The 22,546-nt window shown below is 34.3% G+C and carries 20 protein-coding genes, 2 pseudogenes and 1 riboswitch; of the genes and pseudogenes, 16 read left to right on the top strand and 6 right to left on the bottom strand.

The features are described from left to right. Positions 1-268: 268 nt before the first annotated feature. Positions 269-712: pseudogene (locus tag LC095_RS05040) on the bottom strand (N-acetyltransferase family protein). A 124-nt stretch (positions 713-836) separates the two neighbouring features. Between LC095_RS05040 and LC095_RS05035 the strand changes: the two are divergent. After that, the gene (locus LC095_RS05035) at positions 837-1,187 is read left to right on the top strand and encodes an ACT domain-containing protein (protein WP_226527111.1); all 351 of its coding nucleotides are present in this window, start codon (positions 837-839) and stop codon (positions 1,185-1,187) included. Between the two features lie 163 nt (positions 1,188-1,350). Then, on the top strand, positions 1,351-1,884 hold the full coding sequence (locus tag LC095_RS05030) for a GrpB family protein (RefSeq protein WP_226527110.1): 534 nt from the start codon (positions 1,351-1,353) through the stop codon (positions 1,882-1,884). A gap of 218 nt (positions 1,885-2,102) precedes the next feature. Here the strand turns inward: LC095_RS05030 and LC095_RS05025 are convergent, their stop codons facing one another. After that, a complete protein-coding gene (locus LC095_RS05025) occupies positions 2,103-3,044 on the bottom strand; it encodes a helix-turn-helix transcriptional regulator (protein ID WP_226527130.1) in 942 nt (313 codons plus the stop codon). 118 nt (positions 3,045-3,162) lie between these two features. Here LC095_RS05025 and LC095_RS05020 point away from each other — a divergent pair, with 118 nt between their 5' ends. Further along, positions 3,163-3,726, top strand: coding sequence for a dihydrofolate reductase family protein (locus LC095_RS05020; RefSeq protein ID WP_226527109.1), 564 nt, complete (start codon positions 3,163-3,165; stop codon positions 3,724-3,726). 356 nt (positions 3,727-4,082) lie between these two features. On the opposite strand, the gene LC095_RS05015 is transcribed toward LC095_RS05020, so the two are convergent. Beyond that, positions 4,083-5,196 (bottom strand): IS3 family transposase gene (locus tag LC095_RS05015; RefSeq protein WP_413467451.1). Its coding sequence is split into 2 segments (ribosomal slippage): positions 4,083-4,922 and positions 4,924-5,196, totalling 1,113 coding nucleotides; the frame shifts between segments, so codons are not numbered across the junction. Between the two features lie 74 nt (positions 5,197-5,270). Here LC095_RS05015 and LC095_RS05010 point away from each other — a divergent pair. From LC095_RS05010 to LC095_RS04965, 11 genes and pseudogenes are all read left to right on the top strand, one after another. After that, positions 5,271-5,795 (top strand): hypothetical protein, encoded by a 525-nt coding sequence (locus tag LC095_RS05010; RefSeq protein ID WP_226527108.1) that lies wholly within the window; start codon positions 5,271-5,273, stop codon positions 5,793-5,795. 100 nt (positions 5,796-5,895) lie between these two features. Then, entirely contained in the window at positions 5,896-6,726 is an 831-nt protein-coding gene (locus tag LC095_RS05005; RefSeq protein WP_226527107.1) for a nuclease-related domain-containing protein, read from the top strand. Between the two features lie 158 nt (positions 6,727-6,884). After that, positions 6,885-6,967, top strand: a riboswitch (cyclic di-GMP riboswitch). 85 nt (positions 6,968-7,052) lie between these two features. After that, complete coding sequence (locus LC095_RS05000) at positions 7,053-7,787, top strand: hypothetical protein (protein WP_226527106.1); 735 nt, start codon at positions 7,053-7,055, stop codon at positions 7,785-7,787. Between the two features lie 318 nt (positions 7,788-8,105). Then, on the top strand, positions 8,106-10,115 hold the full coding sequence (locus LC095_RS04995; protein ID WP_226527105.1) for a T7SS effector LXG polymorphic toxin: 2,010 nt from the start codon (positions 8,106-8,108) through the stop codon (positions 10,113-10,115). Between the two features lie 26 nt (positions 10,116-10,141). Next, positions 10,142-10,612: an SMI1/KNR4 family protein gene (locus tag LC095_RS04990; RefSeq protein WP_226527104.1), complete on the top strand. Its 471-nt coding sequence runs from the start codon at positions 10,142-10,144 to the stop codon at positions 10,610-10,612. Between the two features lie 555 nt (positions 10,613-11,167). Next, the gene (locus LC095_RS04985) at positions 11,168-11,677 is read left to right on the top strand and encodes an ankyrin repeat domain-containing protein (RefSeq protein WP_226527103.1); all 510 of its coding nucleotides are present in this window, start codon (positions 11,168-11,170) and stop codon (positions 11,675-11,677) included. A gap of 134 nt (positions 11,678-11,811) precedes the next feature. Next, positions 11,812-12,588: pseudogene (locus LC095_RS26745) on the top strand (T7SS effector LXG polymorphic toxin); the annotation flags it as partial. Positions 12,589-12,627: 39 nt separating this feature from the next. Further along, on the top strand, positions 12,628-13,578 hold the full coding sequence (locus tag LC095_RS27035) for an HNH/ENDO VII family nuclease (protein WP_319005762.1): 951 nt from the start codon (positions 12,628-12,630) through the stop codon (positions 13,576-13,578). 13 nt (positions 13,579-13,591) lie between these two features. Continuing rightward, entirely contained in the window at positions 13,592-14,014 is a 423-nt protein-coding gene (locus tag LC095_RS04975; protein ID WP_078433853.1) for an SMI1/KNR4 family protein, read from the top strand. 169 nt (positions 14,015-14,183) lie between these two features. Then, entirely contained in the window at positions 14,184-14,633 is a 450-nt protein-coding gene (locus tag LC095_RS04970; protein WP_226527102.1) for an SMI1/KNR4 family protein, read from the top strand. Positions 14,634-15,959: 1,326 nt separating this feature from the next. Further along, positions 15,960-16,409 (top strand): S1 domain-containing RNA-binding protein, encoded by a 450-nt coding sequence (locus LC095_RS04965; protein WP_078433858.1) that lies wholly within the window; start codon positions 15,960-15,962, stop codon positions 16,407-16,409. 301 nt (positions 16,410-16,710) lie between these two features. Here LC095_RS04965 and LC095_RS04960 read toward each other — a convergent pair whose 3' ends face one another. Then, the gene (locus LC095_RS04960; protein WP_226527101.1) at positions 16,711-18,105 is read right to left on the bottom strand and encodes a hypothetical protein; all 1,395 of its coding nucleotides are present in this window, start codon (positions 18,103-18,105) and stop codon (positions 16,711-16,713) included. Between the two features lie 328 nt (positions 18,106-18,433). Between LC095_RS04960 and LC095_RS04955 the strand changes: the two genes are divergently transcribed. Beyond that, positions 18,434-19,840 (top strand): HEAT repeat domain-containing protein, encoded by a 1,407-nt coding sequence (locus LC095_RS04955; protein ID WP_226527100.1) that lies wholly within the window; start codon positions 18,434-18,436, stop codon positions 19,838-19,840. Between the two features lie 11 nt (positions 19,841-19,851). Here the strand turns inward: LC095_RS04955 and LC095_RS04950 are convergent, their stop codons facing one another. Beyond that, on the bottom strand, positions 19,852-20,682 hold the full coding sequence (locus LC095_RS04950) for an AraC family transcriptional regulator (protein ID WP_226527099.1): 831 nt from the start codon (positions 20,680-20,682) through the stop codon (positions 19,852-19,854). Continuing rightward, positions 20,682-20,828, bottom strand: coding sequence for a hypothetical protein (locus LC095_RS04945; protein ID WP_226527098.1), 147 nt, complete (start codon positions 20,826-20,828; stop codon positions 20,682-20,684). The genes LC095_RS04950 and LC095_RS04945 overlap by 1 nt, the downstream gene beginning before the upstream one ends. Before the next feature lie 204 nt (positions 20,829-21,032). Here LC095_RS04945 and LC095_RS04940 point away from each other — a divergent pair, with 204 nt between their 5' ends. Beyond that, positions 21,033-22,538 carry a BglG family transcription antiterminator gene (locus tag LC095_RS04940; RefSeq protein WP_226527097.1) on the top strand — a complete coding sequence of 502 codons (1,506 nt, stop codon included), beginning with the start codon at positions 21,033-21,035 and terminating at the stop codon, positions 22,536-22,538. Positions 22,539-22,546 lie beyond the last annotated feature (8 nt).

Genomic DNA, 22,546 nt, shown 5'->3' with positions numbered 1-22,546 from the left:
GTTTTGCTGACGGGATCAATGTCCCACGAGCGCTTCGTTCTACTCCGACTACCGCTATAATAAAACTAAATAAAAAAAGTTCAACCAGTAAAACCTGGTTAAACTTATATTACGATCGAGCGCGATTGTTCAACAGAGGCAGTCCCTATTGTGCTAACGTAAGCGAGTAATGAAATAAAAAGAGATAAAGAGATAAAAAATTATCAAATGACAAATGTATAAAAATAAAGACCTCCGATATAGAGGTCTTTCCAAAAGGCATTTTGGCTTATATTGAATAGTTCATCCAACTTCCAAGAGAACCACCCATCTTTTCATAAAATCTTTGGGCACGGTAATTATCAGTTGCAGTTACCCACCCCATATGTGCATACTCATTTTCTTTTGTATATTTTTCGCATTATTTAAACAGTTCTTGGGCTACCCCTGTCCCTCTTGCGATCTCAACTACAAATAGATCATTCATTACAGTTATTTTATCAGCTTTCGTTGTACTAAAACTAAAATATAATGTTGCAAAGCCGAGAAGTTTACCATCTAGTTCAGCTACGAATTGAATTCCTCTATTCTCTTCAAGTAACGTGTCAATTAAATTATGTATGTTTTTAATAGGTGGTTTAGGTCTTTTATAAAAATCAACGATATACTGATACATTAAATCGGTCAATTGGTTCATGTCATCTTCTTCTACACATCTGATTATTAAGGACATTATTAATTTCCTCTCCCTTTATTATTCAATAATACGATTAGTTTTAATTTTTAGTTACCGAACTAACAGGTGCGATGTTGCGGAAAGGCATCGGAGTATCCGTTTTAATTAAGGGGTGATAGATATGAATTTAGTCATATTGGAAACTTTATTCTCTGTTGTGAAATTACCATCAACAGAAGAGATACCATCTTGGGCAGGCAAAGGCGAATTCTTTTCAATTACACGTACAAACGAAGAACTCTCTATTGTATGTCCTACCTCTAATGTTCCTGGTAGTAATCTAAAGGACGTGGAACATGATTGGAAATGTATCAAAGTAGAGGGTGTATTAGATTTTAGTTTAACAGGAATATTATCTTCATTAGCTAATCCATTGGCGAAAAACAATATAAGCATTTTTGCTATTTCTACTTTTAATACAGATTACTTGTTGATTAAAGTGCATTCCGTAGAAAAAGCAAAACAGTATTAGAGAATGCTGGTCATACATTTATCTAGTATTAAAAAGATACTATACTCAACTAACGATGGCTCTAGTTCAATAATGATCTTCCGCAATAGAAGCGCCCTTCTTGAATAGGATGTGCGCCTATTTCTATTTTAACTGTTTAATAACTATATTGGAGGAACAATGATTGACTCATACTGGTATAAAAATTTTAGATTTTGATGAGCAATGGATAAAGGAGTTTAAATCCATAAAACAGGTAATTAGTAAGTCATTAGGCAATTTAATTATTGATATTGAACATGTTGGAAGTACTTCGATCAAAGGGTTAGGGGCAAAGCCAATCCTAGATATAGATATTGTGATTGAAATTTATGATGTCTTCACAAATGTAATTCGTGCACTTGAAAAGCTAGGGTATTTTCACCAAGAAGAATGGAGTTTTGAAGGCAGAGAAGCATTTGGTAGAAAAGATATATATTCTCCTTGGGATGAATACGGTACAAGATGGATGGAGCATCATCTTTATGTTTGTAACAAAGATAGTAAAGAACTTAAAAAGCATATAGCATTTAGAGATTACCTTCGTAATAACCACGAAGCAGTTACTGAGTATGAAAAGATTAAAAGGAATTTAGCAGAGACTGTGCAAGACCGAACTTCCTATACTTTAGGTAAGTCAGAATTTATAAATAACATATTAGATAAAGCTATGAATTAACAATCAAATATACGTTATTCAACAATCGAGCGCCATTCTTGAATAAGGATGCCGCTCTTTTTCATATAAGGGCCAGGTAGATTGATGAAGATCAATTAGAATGTAATTGAGATTGTGAAGAGTTACACTTAAACAAACGGAGCAGAAAAGTTAAATAAGGCGAACATTAAAACAGTTGCTCCTGATTTTAATAGTGGATTAGTAAAAAAATAAATATTTTAATTATCGTCTTGATACATAGTTAAAATTTCTTCCGCCTGTTTACGTATTCCAACGATTAATTCCTTTGGTTCCAAAATTCGTGCGTGACTTCCAAGTCTTAAAAATAGTGATGTTATAAAATTAAGTTCACCTCTATCTATGGTTGTATCTATATATCCAGTTCCATCTTCTTGCGTGACTACAAAACCCTCAAAATAAGGAACACTTTTACATTGACGAATACCTTCCATAGTTAAATGCACATGCAGTCGAATTGGGTTTTTTACTTCAATAAAGTTGAACCATTCTTTAAAATTCATGAATTCATCTTCGTTTTCTTCAGTTGATAGAATGGAAAGAATACGATCTACACGATACAGTAATATTTTTTTCTTATGATAATCGTAAGCAGGCAAATACCATAATCCATCATGGGCATATACACCGATAGGACGGATGTGTTTTTTCCTTATACCTGATTTAGATTCATATTGAATGTGTAAATTTCTATTCTCAATAGAATACTTTAAAACATCGTTTAAAAGGGGGGTATCAATCGTTCTTTTGGGGTTCCAAAAAGCAATATAAGACCGAATTTTATCTATTTTTATTTTAGCTTCACTCTGGAGTGAACTATATAATTTATGGTCGACCGAGGAGATTTCAGTATCAAATGGCAAGTTGCGATAGTAATTTAGAGATTGAAAAGCATAGAAAATAGAAACAGCTTCTTCTTCTGTAAATAAAATTGGAGGAAGAAATCTACTCGTTAATACTGTATATCCACCATTACGTCCTTGTTCTGAGTAAATTGGCAATCCCATATCAGATAAATCTAATATGTATCTGTGTACAGTACGAATGGATATATGAAATTCATCAGCTATTTCTTGTGCAGTAAACTTTTTCTTAGTCGTAACAAACATAAGAATATCTAACAGACACTTGGCTTTTGACATTTTTTTCACCTTTTTCATTTAATCATGTCATTACTTGTCATGTTTTTCGTATAGTATAGTTTATACCTTATGATTTTAGCAATTAGGGAAATTCTATAAGATAAAAGGAGATAAAAATATGATCATTAACGAGAGAGCAAGAAGAGTGATTTTAGATTTAGCAGTTACTTTAGATGGATTTATTGAAGGGCCGAATGGAGAAGTTGACTGGTGCATTATGGACCCTGATATGGATTTCAATAAATTTTTGAATCAAATTGATACTATACTATATGGTAGAAAAAGCTACGATATATGGGGGCAATATATTCCAAAAAATGAAGACTCGGATACCGATAAAGAAATGTGGAGATTGGTTCATAGCAAAGAGAAGTATGTGTTTTCCAGAACACAAAAGGAAACTGATAATCGAGCGATATTAATAAATGATAACATTGTTGAAGAAGTTAATAAATTAAAGAAAAAGCCCGGTAGGGACATCTGGCTATATGGTGGATCAAGCCTTATTACAACTTTTATCAATTTGGGACTTGTTGATGAATTTAGATTATCTGTTCATCCAATTATTTTGGGAGAAGGAAAACCTTTATTTATAGATATAAACAAGAGATTAAATCTACAAATAGTTGAAACCAAAAAGTTTTCTTCTGGCGTTGTTCAATTAATTTATAGATTGAATTAAACAAAGGGTACATTTCAATGAGTTTATTGTCACTTTGTTCTACTAAAGGGTTCTTTAGCACAATAATCAAAAGTCAATTTTGAAGTTCTTTTAAAGTTTTCAATCTTCAACAATCTAAGCGCTATTCTTGAACAAGGATAGTGCTTTTATCATTTAAAGGCAATATTCTAGAGAAAAAAAGGAATTTAGATAATTCATCTTGAATTTGTAAATTACGCAACTTAAAGGGTAGTTTAATGTCGTAAGAAGTGAAGGAAGAGAGACGATTTGGAGATAATATTTATTAGACACGGGGAAGGCGAACACACCTTAGATTTACCAGCAAGTGGAATGTCAACAGTAAATCGGACAAATATTTAAAAGTCTGTTAACTTGTATTCAGACGGTGTTAAATAACCTAATGATCCATGAATTCGAATGTTATTGTACCAATGTACGTAGTCAAAAAGTTCAAGGTCAAGTTCGTGTTGGCTAGAGAAAACCTTCCCATGAACGAATTCTGTTTTGATAGTCTTGAATGTCGCTTCAGCTACGGCATTGTCATAAGGTGTTCCTTTTTCACTCAATGATCGTTCAATATCAAAGGCTCCTAATGCTTGATCATTCAACTGATTCTTAAATTCACTACCTCTATCTGTGTGGAATAGTTCGAGTCTATTAAGATTGTATTTCACTGATGCAAAGGCACGCTGAACTAACTCAGCACTTTTATGAGGACCAGCGCTGTAGCCGATAATTTCACGATTATATAAATCTACTAAAACACAAATATAATGCCATTTCTGTTGAACTCGAACGTATGTTAAATCACTCACAATCACTTTGAGTTCCTGGTCTTGATCGAATTCTCGATTCAATGTATTCCCTACTTCCGATTCATTACAAGTCGTTTTAGAAGGCTTGAATTGAGCTACGGTGTATTTGGAAACTAGTCCTTGTTCTTTCATTATTCGTCCAATACGACGGCGTGAGACCCTCCAGCCTTTCTTTTTTAGTTCTATCTTTATTTTTCTTTGGCCATAGTTATCCCGGCTTTTCTTAAAAATATCAATGATCAGTTCGGTTAATTCTTCATCTTGGTTATCTCGAATTTTGGCTTCATAATAGTATGTGCTTCGGGAGATTTGTAGGACGTCGCACATTGCTGATACCGAGTATTTGTGACTGTTCTGACGGATCACATCTACTTTCGTCCCATATGATCAGCGCGGCTTGCTTTAAAGTATCATTCTCCATTGCCAGTCGTTGATTCTCTTTTCGTAAACGAATTAGCTCTTCTTGTTCTGGTGTACGGTTATCTTTCTCTTCAAAAGACCCACTATTCTGGTGCTGCCGAACCCACTTATCAAAGGCAGATGCAGTCAAGTCGTATTCTTTGATAATTTCAGCCCTAGCTTTCCCAGAGGCATGTAATTGAACAATTTGTTCCTTGAATTCTTTTGTGTAACTTCTTCTTTCTCTTTTGGCCATTTCTGATTTTCCTCAGTCTTTATTTGAACCAAGTGTATATGACCTTAACGAATCTGTCCAACTAAGTGTAACCTATGCAAAAGGGATGGCAGGAAGCGAAGTATGTTGCTCTCTATACAAAAAATGGTGTGACTTCTCAAAATGGAATCAGACTTGTTGGTAAAATCAAAGAAGTTACAGTAGATAGGGAAAATTCAAGTGATGAGGAACACATTCGCTTTGAAATTGAAGTCTGGGAATCACTTAAGCATATAGTAAAACCAGTTGGTTACGGGATTTCAGTATATACAATTACTACTTTAAATACCTTAAAGCAAGCAAAAGAACTGCCAGAAATATTTATGAAATCTAAAGAAGAAGTTACATTATGGAGAATGCTTAGACGTATTTCTGACAGGGCCAAATTTGAGCTAGATGAGAGGGAACTTGATAAAGCAACTAGAATTCAAAACTATCGAATCAAGGATCTATCTTTAGAGATGGATCCATTACAGAATACACTTTTGATTAACAATGGTTTAGAATCGAAAAGAATTGATTTAAGGAGCTTATTAAAAAAACCTTCATATGTTTTTAAGGAGATCATAAATCACTTTTAATCAAATACTTAACAATGTAGCTCAAGAGACGATAAAACTCTTGAGCTATTTATTTTTATTACAAAGTAAATAGATTAGTTTTTAGGTCGAGGAGATAATTATGAAACTTTTATCAAGCTTATTTAAAAAGAAGGAACAAGTAAAAGAACATAAATCACAAATAATGCCTATAGCTTTAAAGGAAAAACACAATGAAAAGGTTGCAACCAGGAAAGGAGAAATTGGAGAATACAAAATTGATCTCCAATTAGCTCAACTCCCTAAAGAGTATACCCACTTATCTGATATCATGCTTAAAAATGATAAAGCTAAATCAGGCTATTCACAAATTGACCATATTGTCATTACATCATATGGAATCTTTGTAATCGAAACAAAAAATTATCAAGGGACTATTTATGGTGGGAAAGATAGAAAAACATGGTCAGTAAATGGAAAGTTTAAGATGATGAATCCTTTTCTTCAAAATTATGGACATATTCATGCGATAAAAAATCATATTGAAGAGAAGTATCATCACTCATTTATTTCAATGGTGTCATTCACTAAACGATGCACATTTAAAATTGACGAGTTAGATTTTAGAAAAATGAGTTCTGATGAGTTGATTGTATATGATGTTGAATTGTCGGAGTATATACATAGGAAAGTATCAGTTAATAAGATACATAATAAAGAGCCAATTTTAAAAGAAGATGAGATAAAAAGAATCTATTCAATATTAGTTGAAGCTAACATAAAAGATCATTCTATTCGAGAGCAGCATGTTCAATCCCTAAAGATAGAGGGGGAGGTAAATAGCCAAAATCAACAAGCAAAGTGCTTTCTATGTAATAAGACTGTTTCAAAAAAGGTCAAGTCATTTTGTTTGTCCAGTAAGAAGTTTAAAGGGAAGATATATTGTTTTGAACATCAAAAGAGTTTAGAATAGTAGGTTACTTTTAGGTAATTAAAATCCTTTTTTGATAACCCCATCTAATGAAAATAGAAGGGGTTATCTTTTTTGCACTTAACAAAATAATTGTTTTTAGCATTTCGATGTTGATTTTTACCTATTTAATAGTAAAATGAACCTATAACTTATAGACTATTAGAAAACGGCAAACCTATCGAAAGGTAGGGACGCAAAACTACGGACCTAAAGCAAATGCTATGGTGGCCGAGTCGCCTAAAAGATGGACGTCAATACATAATGTTGATCCACCTATTTAGGTGGGTCTTTTTTTGTTAGTGAATATATAAAGAGGAGGAATAAATATGGGGTTTTTAAGAGATTTAGGGAAATTTGCTGGAAAAGCAACAGGAACAGTTATTGGTGGTGCGGTTAATGTTGTTGGAGATGTAACAGGCAGCAAATTTATTAAGGAAGTTGGAGATGGGGTTAAAAAGGCATCTGAATTTGCTGGGGATACAGTTGGTCAAATCGCAGATGGAGCTTGGAATACTGCATCAGGTATGATCCAGGACGATAAATCTAAAATTGATCAAGGATTAAATGATATGGGTGATTCAGTAGGTAGAACGGCAAAGGGTGTATATCATACTGCCAAAAATACTTATCATAGTGGTAAATCTACATATGAGGGATTTAGAGATGGTGATGATACAAAAATTAAACAAGGTTTACGAGATATTGGCAGAACAGTAGCAATAGGTACACTTGCTGTTGGAGTTATTGATTTAGTTGATGGAGTTGACGGTGGTGACCCAGTTACAAATAATCAGAATATGGCTGAAGGCGGAACAGAGGGAACATCCAATGTACATCAGGTTCAACCACATGTGGCAACTTCTGTTGATACGACAGAACAACCAGGAACACATCATGTAAAACCTCACTGGGTTGAAGGCCATTGGCGTGATGGTGTATGGATTGACGGCTATTGGAGAGATGGAGATGGAAATACTGCGGTCAACTTAACTGAAGCAGATGGTGGAGGTTATTTACGTTCTGATGCTGATGGAAATCCTAATAATAATTTAAAATCATAGTTTAATTGCGAGGCTAAATGTTAGTCTCGTATTTTTTTGTCTTATGTAGAGGTAAAGACTAATAAAATATGATGTTAAACATAGTACTATACTCTCTATATTTTCAAGTTTCGACCATGAAGTATTTCCTGTAGACAAAGGAGAAAGTGAGTATATAGTTTTGATTTCATTTACATTTATATGAAATGATCCACTAAAATGGATAAATATGTTATATGTAATAAGTGTGACATTTTGATCAAAGACGAATATAAAACGATACTAACTCACTAGCCATGATTATACATAAAAAACCAGGAAGTGAGGGATGATGGCGACTTGAAAGTATTAGAGACAAAGACATTAATAGAAACAATGGAAGACAGGGCGAAAGTGTACACTGATTTTCGCGATAAAATTGACACATTAAAAAAGGAATTTACAGATATCACTCAGTTAGATGACGCCTTGCAAGGTAAAGGGGCGGACGCCATAAAAGGGTTTTATCAGGCGCAAATAGATGTAGCAGATGGCCTGCTTCGTCTTGTTGACATGCAAATTGCTTTTCTAAATGGTGTGTCAGGAGCTATAGCGGATATTGATTTATCAGGTGACACAGTGGTAGACGTCAACTTTCTAGAAACTGATCTATCTATCCATGCTTCGAACCATATCGCAATGGTCGAGAGCCAACGGGAAGATCTACAGAAAATTATTGATGGTATTGACGATATTGTTAATCTCGAAGCATTTTCAGCTGATGATTTCAATACCGCAATGGATGATGCAAAGAAAAAGAGAGAAAACACCATCAAGGACGTTGATGCATTGGATCAGCAATTACTAGAGGAATATAAGGTATCAGAAAGTGCAGAATTCCATGTAGGTGCTCTTTTTCAACAACTGTTAGAAGCAACAGCACAAGGCAACACCATTTCTCCTATAAACTTTGATGCTCAAGCTTACAAAGCGAGTGAAGCCTATCAACTTTCAGATGAGGTTCAGCAATACGCAGACGACTACCTTTCATTTAAAGAAGATCAGGAAAAAATTAGAGAAGAGTTAAAAAAAGCCGAAGAACTAGAAAACCGTCCGATTTACGAAAAAGCATGGGATACTGTCAAAACGTTCACGGGAGAAGCAACAGGATATTATGATTTTCTCCGTGCAAAAGATGGTGTTGACCCCGTTACCGGAGAAGAACTAACAGATGGTCAACGAGTAGCCGCTGGTGCCATGGCCACCGCAGGATTCATCCCGGTTGTAGGCTGGGGAGGAAGACTCTTCAAAGGCGGAAGTGCAATCTACAAAACCGCCAAAGGAATGAACACCGCCGAACAAGCACTAACTGTTTACAAAACAACCAGTACGTTCTCAAATCTCCAAAAAGCAGAACTAGGAATCTACGGACTCGCTTCCGCAAATGGACTTAGTGAATATATCACAGGAAAAGATATGTTTGGGAATGAGCTAACGGATGTCCAAAGACAATCGAGTTTATTTAATAGTATCTTAGGAGCCTCTTTAGTCGCTTCACCATTCGTGCCAGCACTCGTAAAAAATGGTAAACTAGTAAAAGAGGAAACACTTAACAAGATGCATAGGCTAGCGACAAATACGAAAGCTAGTGCGCGGTATGTCTATGATGAAGTAAGAGGTGGCATGCAGGTTCTTTTTGGAAATCAGAATATGAATTTTGCATACGCGGGGGCAGATGGAGTAAAACCACTACTGTCCAATGTGATGAATTCAAAGGAAATTAAAAAGAGGATTGAAGAGGTTGCTTCGAGGTTTTCTTTTGGGAAAAATTTTGGTGGTAGTAAGGGTTCTGAAGGGGTTGTAACTAAAGTTACTGGTAATGTTAATTTAAAAAACATTGAAGAGTTCATTGATGGTACTAAATCTTTTGATGATGTTGTTGATGATTTTGCAAGACTATACAGTGAAAAAATTCAAACAAACAAAACTTGGTCATGGAATAAGTCATTTCATGGTGGAGAGTATTTAACTGCTCGCCAAAGAAAGTTAATAAAGGAAAAAGCAATTGAAGATGGTCTAATTCCTAAAGTTAATGTTAATAAAGCTGATGGAATGAGGTATGGTTTTGCTGATTTCAAGAGCGCTGGACTTGTGGTAGAAACTAAAGATTTACCAGAAAGACTCTGGTTGAAATCCGACGAGGAACAATTTGAATGGTTAGATGATGTAATTGGTGGAAGACCAGAAGGTATGACATGGCATCATACAGAAGTTCCAGGTAAAATGGAGTTAGTTCCTTTTGGAATACACAATATAACTATTCATAATGGTGGTAGATCTACTGGAATGTGGGCAGATGCTCCGAGATAGCTTATTGTATAGAAAGGGGAAGAACTATGAAAATTAAACATGAAACTATAGTAAAACCATTGCCTACGGAGGAATTAATAAAAAAACATGAAAAGTACTGGAGACTTACATTACCAGAGTCCTTTTTAAAATTTATAAAAGAAAATAATGGAGTAGAAGTTGAGGAAGCAACATTTGAGTATAACGACCGTGGATATGCCATAGAAAGATTTTTATGTATATTAGATGATATTGAGAATAACCCAAAGGGAATTTATGACATAGATGTTGTTTTTTCACAAATAGGGGAAAGGTTAACTGATAACGAAGACTTACTTGGAGCAGAGCTATTGCCAATAGCTAGTGTATTTGCAGGTGACTTTGTATGCTTAGATTTTAGGACAGATAAAAATAATCCTTCTGTTTGTATATGGTCTCATGAGGAATCCGGTGAATTTGACCCTATTACATATAATGTGGCAGATAATTTTAATGAATTTTTAAAGATACTTGAATAGAAACAAAGAAAGTACAGTTGAAAATATATGAAATTAAATTTGATATTAGTATTCAATACACTATAAAGCAAAGAAGAAAGCACCTGATTGCCTTTTAAGCAACAGGTGTTTTTATTAAGTTTGAATAATTATCAGCGAGATCAATTTGTTATTTTACTAAGGTACTAACTTCATAAGAATATAATGAAGCATTAATGAAGATTGATTTTGGTAAGTATCTTAGAAAATTAATTGGTGATCCACCTGCAGGAATGATCAACCCACATGCACATCATATTCTATTTAAAAAAGGTCTTGGTTAAGCCCAACAACAACTTGTCCAAGAGGGTCAAGAATTATTAAGAAGGTATGGTATAGACCAAATAATTGGTAAGGAAAAACTAGTTTGGGCACCAAATGCTGTAATAGGGCAACATAGTTTGGATACTTTGGAGAATGTGGTGAATCATTTAAAGACTGTTGAAGCTGGGGGTGGTGACTTTAAGAGATTGTTGAAGCCTTGGAAGAATTAGGTGTATTAGCTAGTAGAAGATAATAAAATTGTGGAGGGACTGTTTGGATAAAAAAAGTTTAAACAAAGCAATAAGGAATGCTATTAAATTGGGGGATATTAGAGAAGTCCAGCAATTAATAGGAAATGATAAAGAAATATTAAATACAATGACTGCATTCGGTACTTGGTTACACGTAGCTGCAAAGCAAGGACACGTTGAAATAGTTGAATTTCTAATCGATAAAGGTATAGATATTGATGCCAAAGGTGGTACTTTTGATGCTTCGGCATTAAATTTGGCAGCAGAAGCAGGACGATTAGAAATAGTAAAATATCTAATAGAGTCTGGCGCAGAATTAGATGAGAGTTTAGCTAAAAGAAATCCATTGTTTGGAGCAATTTATGGTGGGCATAAAGAAGTAGTTGAGTTATTAGTTGATTCTGGAATAGATATTTCAGTACGATATACTGGAGAAAGTATGAAGGATATGGATGCTTATGAATATGCTAGAGAATTTGGTCAAACTGAAATTGCTGAATATTTGAAGCAAAAGTTAGATGAGAGAAAATAAGAAATAGAACGACAACTAAACACTTATTATCTAGTAAAACAATTTTTAAAGTTCTCAGTAAAACACTTGATTGTCCGAAAAGACAACAAGTGCTTTTTGTATTAAATTTTATGCTTTAAACCAAAGGATTTTATCAAGCCCAAATTGATGTAGCTGAAGCCTTGCTACGATTAATTGACATGCAAATTGCTTTTCTAAATGGTGTGTCAGGAGCTATAGCGGATATTGATTTATCAGGTGACACAGTGGTAGACGTCAACTTTCTAGAAACTGATCTATCTATCCATGCTTCGAACCATATCGCAATGGTCGAGAGCCAACGGGAAGATCTACAGAAAATTATTGATGGTATTGACGATATTGTTAATCTCGAAGCATTTTCAGCTGATGATTTCAATACCGCAATGGATGATGCAAAGAAAAAGAGAGAAAACACCATCAAGGACGTTGATGCATTGGATCAGCAATTACTAGAGGAATATAAGGTATCAGAAAGTGCAGAATTCCATGTAGGTGCTCTTTTTCAACAACTGTTAGAAGCAACAGCACAAGGCAACACCATTTCTCCTATAAACTTTGATGCTCAAGCTTACAAAGCGAGTGAAGCCTATCAACTTTCAGATGAGGTTCAGCAATACGCAGACGACTACCTTTCATTTAAAGAAGATCAGGAAAAAATTAGAGAAGAGTTAAAAAAGGCAGAAGAACTAGAAAACCGTCCGATTTACGAAAAAGCATGGGATACTGTCAAAACGTTCACAGGAGAAGCAACAGGGTATTACGATTTTCTCCGTGCAAAAGATGGTGTTGATCCCGTAACAGGAGAAGAACTAACAGACGGCCAACGAGTAGCCGCTGGCGCCATGGGGGCCGCAGGATTCATCCCGGTTGTAGGCTGGGGAGGAAGACTCTTCAAAGGTGGAAGTGCAATCTACAAAACCGCCAAAGGAATGAACAGTGCCGAACAAGCACTAAGTGTATACAAAACAACCAGCACGTTCTCTAATCTCCAAAAAGCAGAACTAGGAATCTACGGACTCGCTTCAGCAAATGGACTTAGTGAGTACATAACTGGGAAAGACATGTTTGGGAACGAGCTAACAGATGTTCAAAGACAATCTAGTTTATATAATAGTATCTTAGGAGCTTCCTTAGTTGCTTCACCATTCGTGCCATCTTTAGTGAAAAATGGTAAACTAGTAAAAGAGGAAACACTTAACCAGTTACATAAACTAGCTACAAAGACGAAATCTGGTGCGCGGTATGTCTATGATGAAGTAAGAGGTGGCATGCAGGGTCTTTTAGGGAATCAGATTATGAATTTTGCGTATGCTGGGGCAGATGGGGTAAAGCCGATTCTATCCAACGTGATGAACTCAAAGGAAGTTAGTAAGAGGATTGAAGAAGTTACTTCGAAGTTTTCTTTTGGGAAGAATATGGGTGGTAGTAAGGGGACTGCGAAGAAATCTAGTTTAGTAGGAAGAGAAGTAGAACTTGAATGGCTAGGTGACAATTATAAAGCAATAGAGATTGAAGGAACGGTCAAAGTTGGCGGGAAAGAAATGGATATCTCAAGACGTGTATATCAGAAAATTGATATCGATTTTGATTATACTCCAAAAACCAAGGGTTTGTCAAATAGAGAGCTTGTTGCAAAAGGTCGACCGCCATATGTAATTGACAAGAATGGTGAAGAAGCACAAATTGAACTTCATCACATAATTAAAAAGGAATCAGGTAATATGGTTGAGATAATTGCAACAACTCATGATGATTATAAAAAAATATTACATGGTTTAATTAAAAATGGTGATAGTTTTAGAAATGATGAGGTCTTAGATAAACAATTTAACAATTTTAGAAAGAAGTACTGGAAATGGCGTTCAAATAACCTAGAATGAGGTGAAACTAAACATGAATAAAAAACTTGAAGAGATGATTAATGAATATATAGAAAAAGGGGACTTTATTGGAGAGGTTTCTGATGATCATATAAAAAAAGCAGAAAGAACCTTAGAGGTTAGTTTTCCAACAGAATATAAAGACTTCGTTAAAAAATATGGCTCTGGAGGAATTTGTGGGGTTGACATAAATGGAGTTGAGGGAGCAGATTACGCATCTGTTGTTGAAAGTACAGAACGGTATAGAAAATTAGGTTTACCAAATAAATATATTGTTTTAGAGAGTGTCGATGAATTTGTTTATTGCTTAAATACTTTAGAGAAATATAATGTTGTTCGATGGGATGATATAAGTAAACGAGAAGTAACTAGATACACAACTTTTATTGAATATTTACAAGATAACTTTCAAGAGGCAATTGATAACTGGGATTAATGATACCCTTATTATTGAAGTGTTACTATTTGTAGTCTAATACACTAAAATATTCAAAGCATAAAGCACTAAAATGCATTTTAAGCATTAGGTGCTTTTTGTATTTTTGTATAAATTAGACAGATTATATTCGTTATAATAATATTTAATGGAGTAGGAAGTGATTTTATTGGAAACAAAATTTGAATTTTCATTTGAACCAATTTTAGATAATGATATTGAGGCTTTCGAGAATGAATATAACGTAAATCTCTCGGAAGATTATAAGAAGTTTTTGCTACACAAAAATGGTGGTAAACCTGAGAAAAGAAGATTTAAAACTGCTGATGGAACTATTACATCCTCAGTAATGTTGTTTCTACCAATTTCAGAAGAAACCGATTCAAATTTAAAGAACTTTTATGAGAAGTATACTTTAAGCAAGATAGTTCCTCCTAATTTAATTCCAATTGGTTTAGATCCTGCTGATAGCTTGATTTGTTTGATAATTGGTGAGAAGGATCAAGTGTATTTTTGTGATATGGATTACTTTGAAGAAGATAATGAGTTAAAAGATGAGTACATTAATTTAATTTCAGAAAATTTCACATCTTTTCTCAATAACTTATATGAAGCATAAGCAAAAAATACTATTGTAAGTTAATGAATTTAGAGAAGATAAGTTATCTTTGTAATTCCAAAAAGAGTAAGCACTACAATTTAAATCAATTAATATAACCAAAAAACATATCTTTATGAGACAAATACCGGAATGGGAAGAGGAAATTGGTAAAACAAGAAGTAGAGACTTTATTTCAATATTGTAAGGAGATCATGTGTTTGAATTTGTTTTCACAGAAATGTTTGGAGGTTTTTTACCCATTTTTGTGACTGTGTATTAACAAAATAAGTCGTGGACTAATTGAAAAACTCGAATCCTATTAATTCTTGTTATAAAATGTAAATTGTTGCGGTTGCCTAGGAAATATTTTATATAAAAAATTATTGATAATGATGGCTAAAATAAGTTAATATAGGAAAAATATACATCTGTTTGTTTATAGTATTTATAAGCGAAAACAAATGTTTTGTTTTTGAGGAGGAGAATAATTGAGCGGAATCAGGTGGTTATATATTTCTATGTAGCTTTTGCTACTTTGAGTTCATCTTTACCATTATTGATTTCATCATTTAACTCTAAAATATGATCATTCATTACATGTACTGCACACTGTGAAGGACCGAAAGAACCACCAATTAACAATGCAATAACTGCAACTACAATATATCTCCAATGTCATTTGCTAAAACTAATTAACTTTTTCACTTAAATCTTCCTCTCAAATTATTAATTTTATTAACACTAAATTAATATCGTTATGACTCCATATAATTTTAAAATTTATATGTAAAAAAATTTATATGTAAATTAATGGAAATAAAAAACCATGCATCGTCTTACAGTTTGTATGGGTGTACTCATACGTGCATTTGACTGACAAATATGTTCTCTAAATGATTGTAGTATGTCTCCTATTTGATATTCCTCAGGTATTCTAGATATCGTGATTTAAAATCCATCTTATGTGAAAAGTTAGAGGCATTAATGGAGGTAAATATTCAAACAAAAGGAAAGATAAATAAATTAGAGAAAATATTTGTAGGATGGGAAGTATTAAGTGTTACTCAAAAACCGTTAGAATATAAAATTATTAGAAATGAGAGGTCAGTTTTAGATGTTATAAGAGACTTTTGTAATAGGACCCTTATATGCAATTAATATTGCTATCATTAGAGGTGCTTCAAGCGGTATTTGTGAAGCTCAACGCACCGTTTAACAAATGAAGGTGCAAAAAATTGTGACGAATTATCAAAAAAGAGGAAAATAATTCTAATTGATATTATTATTTTCTTCAATTTGTTATAATGAATTGTTTTTACATTATTAAGGGGGAACATAATATTTATGTCAATTGAAGTAGGCAGCAAGGTACAAGGTAAAGTAACAGGCATCACTAATTTTGGAGCTTTCGTAGAATTACCCGGAGGTTCAACAGGTCTTGTGCATATCAGTGAAGTAGCGGATAGCTATGTAAAAGATGTTAATGATCATCTAAAAGTAGGCGACCAAGTTGAAGTGAAAATAATTAGTGAGAAAGACGGAAAAACGGCCTTATCTATCAAAAAAGCTATTGATAAACCAGAAGGACAAACCTCTTCTTATTCCCAACGCCCACCACGTCAGGGAAGAACTGATAGCAAATCTAAAGACTTCCGTTCAAAAAGCAATTTCAAACCGAAGGAAAATTTTGAAGATAAAATGTCTCGTTTTTTAAAAAGTAGTGAAGAGAATTTATCCACTCTTAAACGTAGTACAGAATCAAAACGGGGCGGTAGAGGCGGAAGACGCGGATAACTGTTGCTCTTTTTGATACTTCATTATATAGATAAAAGAACTTTTTTTAAAAAAAATGCATGGTTAACCTTGCTTTGAACTTTATCCCGAATAATGGACACGTATAAAAAAGTCCATTATTCGGGATTTTTTTATTTTTTATCATAGAAAACTGATTATAATCAAATCAAATAGTGAAACGGGGAACTAGATATGAGTAAAGCACTGTATAAGAACCCCCTTGATAAACAGAGGGATAGTTCTCTTGTATCTAAAATGAAACATAAGAACCGTCCCTCTGTTTTTCGATTGAAGTTTCACTTTATGAGCTTTTTTGAACAAGTTTGTATAAGTGTTGATAGGATTTGGATTCTTCTAGCATACCGAGTTCACGATATACCTTTATTAACCACTTTATAGGTTTAGAGCTGGAGGGATTCATCTCGATGTCCCAGAGAAAGCATTCGACTGCTTGTGGCAGCTGGTCTAGCTGATAATATAATTGTCCCATATAGAACTGTTGGTCAGGCTCTTCTTGAATTTGATACATGATTTTAATGGTCTGAAAAGAGGCTAAAGGTAGATGGAGAAGAGGCTTTAGCCATTTATATACATAGGTAATATTATTTTTTTCAAAGAGTCTTGGAATAAGGATGAGCATCAGCTGTTCTAATTGTTCCTTGACTGCATGAACTAGATTACGTGTATTGATCAGTTCAAAAGGGATGGAATAAGATGGACCAAGATGATGGAGGGCTTTTAGGAATAAATCGATTTGAGCTTTTGATAACGGCTCTTGATGTTGTGCGAGTACTGTAAAAATTTCCTTGTACTGCTTTGATGTCCATAAGATGGAAAGGAATTGTATATGCACCATTGCTTTGTTTTCTGTTGAGGTGGTTTCCTTGTAAAGGCTCTGTAGGATCGAGAAGGATTCTTGTTCTGAATAAGTGGTAGATAATAATTCAAGAAATTCATGAAAAAGCTCACTGAAGTGGTGTGTTTCTTTCGTTAATCGATCGAAATATAAGGAGAGACATTCCTGTTCTCTTGATTCTGAACGTAATTTTTTCTGAAGTAGATGAAAGGATTGAGCACTTTCTTTGTTTGAATACAGCTGGTTTTCGGCATAAAGAGGGTCGTAGTTAAGAAGTGTTACAGGATTAGATTGATAATGGAGTGAGTATTTATGATAATCAAGATGACTAATTAAAGAGTGAGCCCATTCATTAGTAGGATATTTTTCTACTACTAGTCGGAGGATGCGATAGGCGTTAAGAAAATCTCCATCTCTACGGAATTGTAAACAAATATCCTTCACAATGGAAAGGAGTTTTTCTTTTTTTATATAGCAATCAAAAGCGGTTAAAATGTATGCTGCTTCAGCTTTAGGGTAGGTTTTATTTATTTTTTTCCAAGTTATGTTTAATGTTGGGAATTGTTGCAAGGGATGCTTGGATGTAAAGGAATCAAGCAGAGGGTGAGGAGAAGGAATGTATACACCTTGCGTTAAAATTTTAGCAAGTGTTGAGTTTCGTTTGATTTTTGTTGTCTTTTTTCCGGTAAGAAATTGATTTTTATAATAAAATGCATAATAACATTCTTCATTCTTGTAAGCCTCTATCACTTGAAATCCTTGGAAAAAGTAGAGACCATCAATGGTGAATGAGAAATTTGGGTTACTATCTTCAATAGATATAACACGTTCGTTTTTCATTTGCATCATCCCTTCACGATTCTTATTCTAATTGTACCACTAATTATATCGAATTAAAACGTAGCTTCTTCCACTGCATTATCATAAGGACATTCTTTCATACTTAAAGATCGAACGATATTAAATGTTGCTAATCTTAAACTGCTTGGTAAAAAACATTTAATTGATTCATCTACTATTACTCTTTTTTATTCAGATAGTTAGCAAAAAAATACACCTGAATAAAATTCTTAATATTGTGCAAATACTACTTAGTTTTGTGACTGTTGGTTTATTGTTTACTATTTTATACTTTAATGGAGATAAAAAGAGGAGGTAATAAGTAAAAATGGAAGCGAATACACCGTTATTATTAAATGATGAGCAAATGCGAAAGTTTATTACAGATGGTTTCTTAATTCTTACGACCGATTTTTCTGAGGACTTTCATCATACGCTAATGGAAAGCTTAAATCTTGTATATGAGGAAGAGGGAAATCCAGGTAACAATTTATTACCTCGTGTTCCAGAATTACAACGTGTATTTGAGCACCCTGTTATAACAGGTGCCTTAACAAGTGTACTTGGTCCGAATTATATGCTCCATGCCCACCGACACGGACATTTTAATGCGGTTTCAACTCCAGGCGGATGGCATAAGGACAGCTATTGGGGCTATGAAAGAATGAGGAACCATCATCCTTGGTGGGCGATGATTATGTATTTCCCTCAAGATACCCCAGTAGAATTGGGGCCGACTGGAATTATGCCCGGAACGCAAAATTATGAATCCCGCGTGTTTGATGCGGATGAAATGGAATCAGAAGCATTAGCAAGTGGAAATGCAGGAACATTTGCACTCATTCATTACGATATATGGCATCGCTCCACACCTAATTTGTTAGGACAGCCACGTTACATGCTAAAGTTTGAGTTTATGAGAACAATAGCACCTAAAGCACCGAGCTGGAATAATACTGAAGCTGCGTGGAGAAAACCACAAAAAGTGAATTCACCTTTTGCAGATCATGAAGTGATGTGGGAGGAAACTTGGAACTGGTTATCTGGAAAAACTGGCAGTATTACTGATATAAAATCAAACAACGAAGCAAGTATTAAAGAGTTAACGATGGAATTGCAGGATCACTTTGAACCAATTGCTCTGAATGCAGCGTATGAGCTAGCCAGAAGAGGGAAGCATGAGGAATTATTCGATGCCATTCAAAGTGAAGATGTGAAGGTATCTCGTCTTGCTGCATATGGCTTATCTGTTTCGAGTAAAGAAGTTATATCTAGATTAATGGAAAATTTAGAAAGCCGCCGAGTTGAGACAGTCATCCACACTATTTTTGCACTTGGAGAACAGCGCGAAAAGGCAAGGGAAGCTGTATCTGCTCTTACTAAATTGTTGAAAGATCCTTCTGAAAAGGTACGCCGTGCTGTTGTTGAAGCATTAGGGATGATTCAACAACCAACAGATGATGTAGTCGAGGGGCTTTGCCATTGCTTAAAGGATGAGGATGTCCAAGTTAGATTTATGGCAGGTCTATCCTTATCACGTCTTGGAACTTCGGCAGAAAAGGCCGTCCCTCAGCTGGAGATTGCATTGAATGATGAGAACCGTTATGTTCGTGCCCATGCAGCAGAAGCATTACGTTATATCAATACAGAACAAGCTAAAGATGTGCTAATTAAATTTTTATTTAATAGCCGTTGGTGCCCAACAACAACCAAGGTTAATACATTTTACCCTTAAGCCGAACAATGTTAGAAGACATTGGTCACCATTTCACGATAGGCAGTGGCGGTAAAACCGGTATGTTCTCGAAACAGCCTAGAAAAATAGGCAACCTCCATACCTAATGTGTCAGCAATGTTAGAAACGGTGGAATCAGTCGTTGTTAATAAATGCTTCGCCTTCTCCATTCGGCGACGATTGATATATTGGATGGGTGAATAGCTAGTAAACTCTTTAAATACTTTGATGAAATAGTTTGGGTGGAAATTTGCAATTTGAGCTAATTGTTCAATTGTGATATTTCCATCCAAATTCGTTTCAATATAATTTAGGACAATATTCATTTTTTTGAATGAAGGATTATCGTTAATTGGTAATCGATCTATTTCATAATGTTCTAGAATGTTGGCAATCAATTGTAATAGTAAAGCATGCACTCGAAATTCACTTGAAAGGGAATCCTGTCTTGAATGATAAATAAGCTGTTTAAAAATAGTTTGTAATTCTTGTTTGTTGGCAGATTTAATACATACAGGTGCCTTTAGAATATGAAATAGGTGCAAATCACCTAGCTTTGCAGTAAAGTGACACCAATATTTTAAAAAGGTGTTTTCATTTACTACACCATAGGATTGTTTCGTTTCAGCAGGCAGCAGATATAACTCTCCAGGCTGTGGAAGATACCTCTGGCCATTGATTTCTAAAAATCCCTCTCCATCCAATATAAAATAGATTTTATTAAAGTCCGGTTCGTAATTGATTTCATTCCATGTTAGAGGTACCTTTGTTTTGTCTGCAATCGATAATTCGAACTGTGCATTTGCTAAGTAATTCTTCCAAAAAGCCGTATTGTTCTGCATTATACTTCATTCCCACCCTTTCTCGTCCGCAGATGATACATTTCAAACACATGCTTTACATTTTGGACACTCAACCTGATCAACACCTTCGCTTTAATGCCTACTCCAGTTCGTTCCTGTTCTCTAGCGATTTGTACCATATCCATGTTTGTCCAATTTTGTACTCTAAAATATATTATAAATTCCCATAAAATCAAAGGGAAGACACTTAAATAAAAATAATGTTATAAAAATGATTCACTCCCTCACACCAATACGGACACAAATCCCAAACCAATTTTGTAATTGTGTATGCGTTTACACGTTGATAAGATAAGATCATAGCAAGGACGAAATGAGGTGAGAATTTCTTGAATGAACGTAAGTGGAAAATCATTGAAATTCTGAGAAAGGAGAGTCGATATGTAACAGCCTCTGAATTGGCTGCAGAGCTTTCTGTATCAGCTAAAACGATTTACCGGGATATGCAAGAGTTATTAGAATTGGCTTCTCCCCAGTATAAAATAAGAAAAAAAGAGAAGTCAGGATACTGCCTTGAAGAGGTTAAGGAAAGTAAGTGGAATGAAGAAGATCAAATTGAACATCCCGAGGAAAGACGTCTAAATTTATTACTATTTCTCCTTTCCATTACACCATGTAAAACATCCATCCAGAAAATATCAGAACGTTACTTTGTTAGTCAGAGCTCCATCATGAATGATTTTAAGCATATTGAAAACAAAATAAAGCCTTATGGTTTGCGTTTATCGAGAAAAAATGACGGAACATGTTTGAAAGGAAATCAACTTTCAACCTATCGGATTATGTCTGTTATTATAGAAAGTTATTTGAAACAATCGGGAGATCCGTTTAATCAATATGATATTCCTGATTCGATTCGAAATATAAAGGTTATAAACAAAAGCCTGAGAAAAATCAAAGAGCTTCTACACGAAATGCAATTGGATCATGACTTGGTATTAGATCAGCCATACTATTTAACTTTATTTTGTTCACTGCTTTCCATTATTGAAAAACATACGAATAATGTTCAACCTGTAATGAAAAAAGAGAAGATTTATGAAGAAATGGATCAACCATCATCTATCTATGAAATGACGATGAATTTGGTTGCAAAGCTTGAATCATCTTATTCCATTAAGTTAAGAAAATCCGAAATTTATCATCTTTACTATATTTTAAAAGCCTATAAACTTAATTCCCGTTTTTTATTAAATCATGACACTGAAAAGATCCTTAATAAAAATGTTGAGAGATTGGCACAGCAGTTAATTTTAAAAGTGAGTGAAAACAGTGGCTATCAGTTTATAGAGGATGACGATTTAATAGAGCGTTTGACCCTGCATCTTCACAGTATGGTATACCGTCTGGATCATCACATTTACATTATTAACCCAATCTTAAAGTCTATTAAAACGAATTTTTCAAATATATTCAACTTAGTCAAACACAGTACTGAAGAATTAACAAAAGATGAAATCTATGATAAAGAATTGACAGACGAAGAAATTGGCTATATCACACTTTATTTTCAAATTTCCTATGATGAACGATTTGCCAATAAGATCCCAATCCTTATAGAGTGTACAAGTGGTATTGGTACTTCACATTTGTTAAGCGGGAAAATCAAGAAAAGCTTTCCGAATATCCTTGTGAAAAAGATTATCGCTCAACAGCGGATTAAACAAAGTGATTATGACGATGTTGAACTCGTGATTTCCACAGTCAAAACTCATAGCATTATCGATAAACCAACGATTCTTGTCAGTCCTATATTAAATGATGAGGATAAGTACAAGATCGATGAATTTATAAAAAATTATTACAAGCAACAAGTGATTTTATCCCAAACCTAATCAGTAGA

It is taken from the genome of Metabacillus niabensis, assembly GCF_020524345.1.
GTDB lineage: Bacteria > Bacillota > Bacilli > Bacillales > Bacillaceae > Metabacillus > Metabacillus niabensis_B.
Note: the sequence above shows the minus strand (reverse complement) of the source record. Positions and strands in the feature narration are given on the sequence as shown.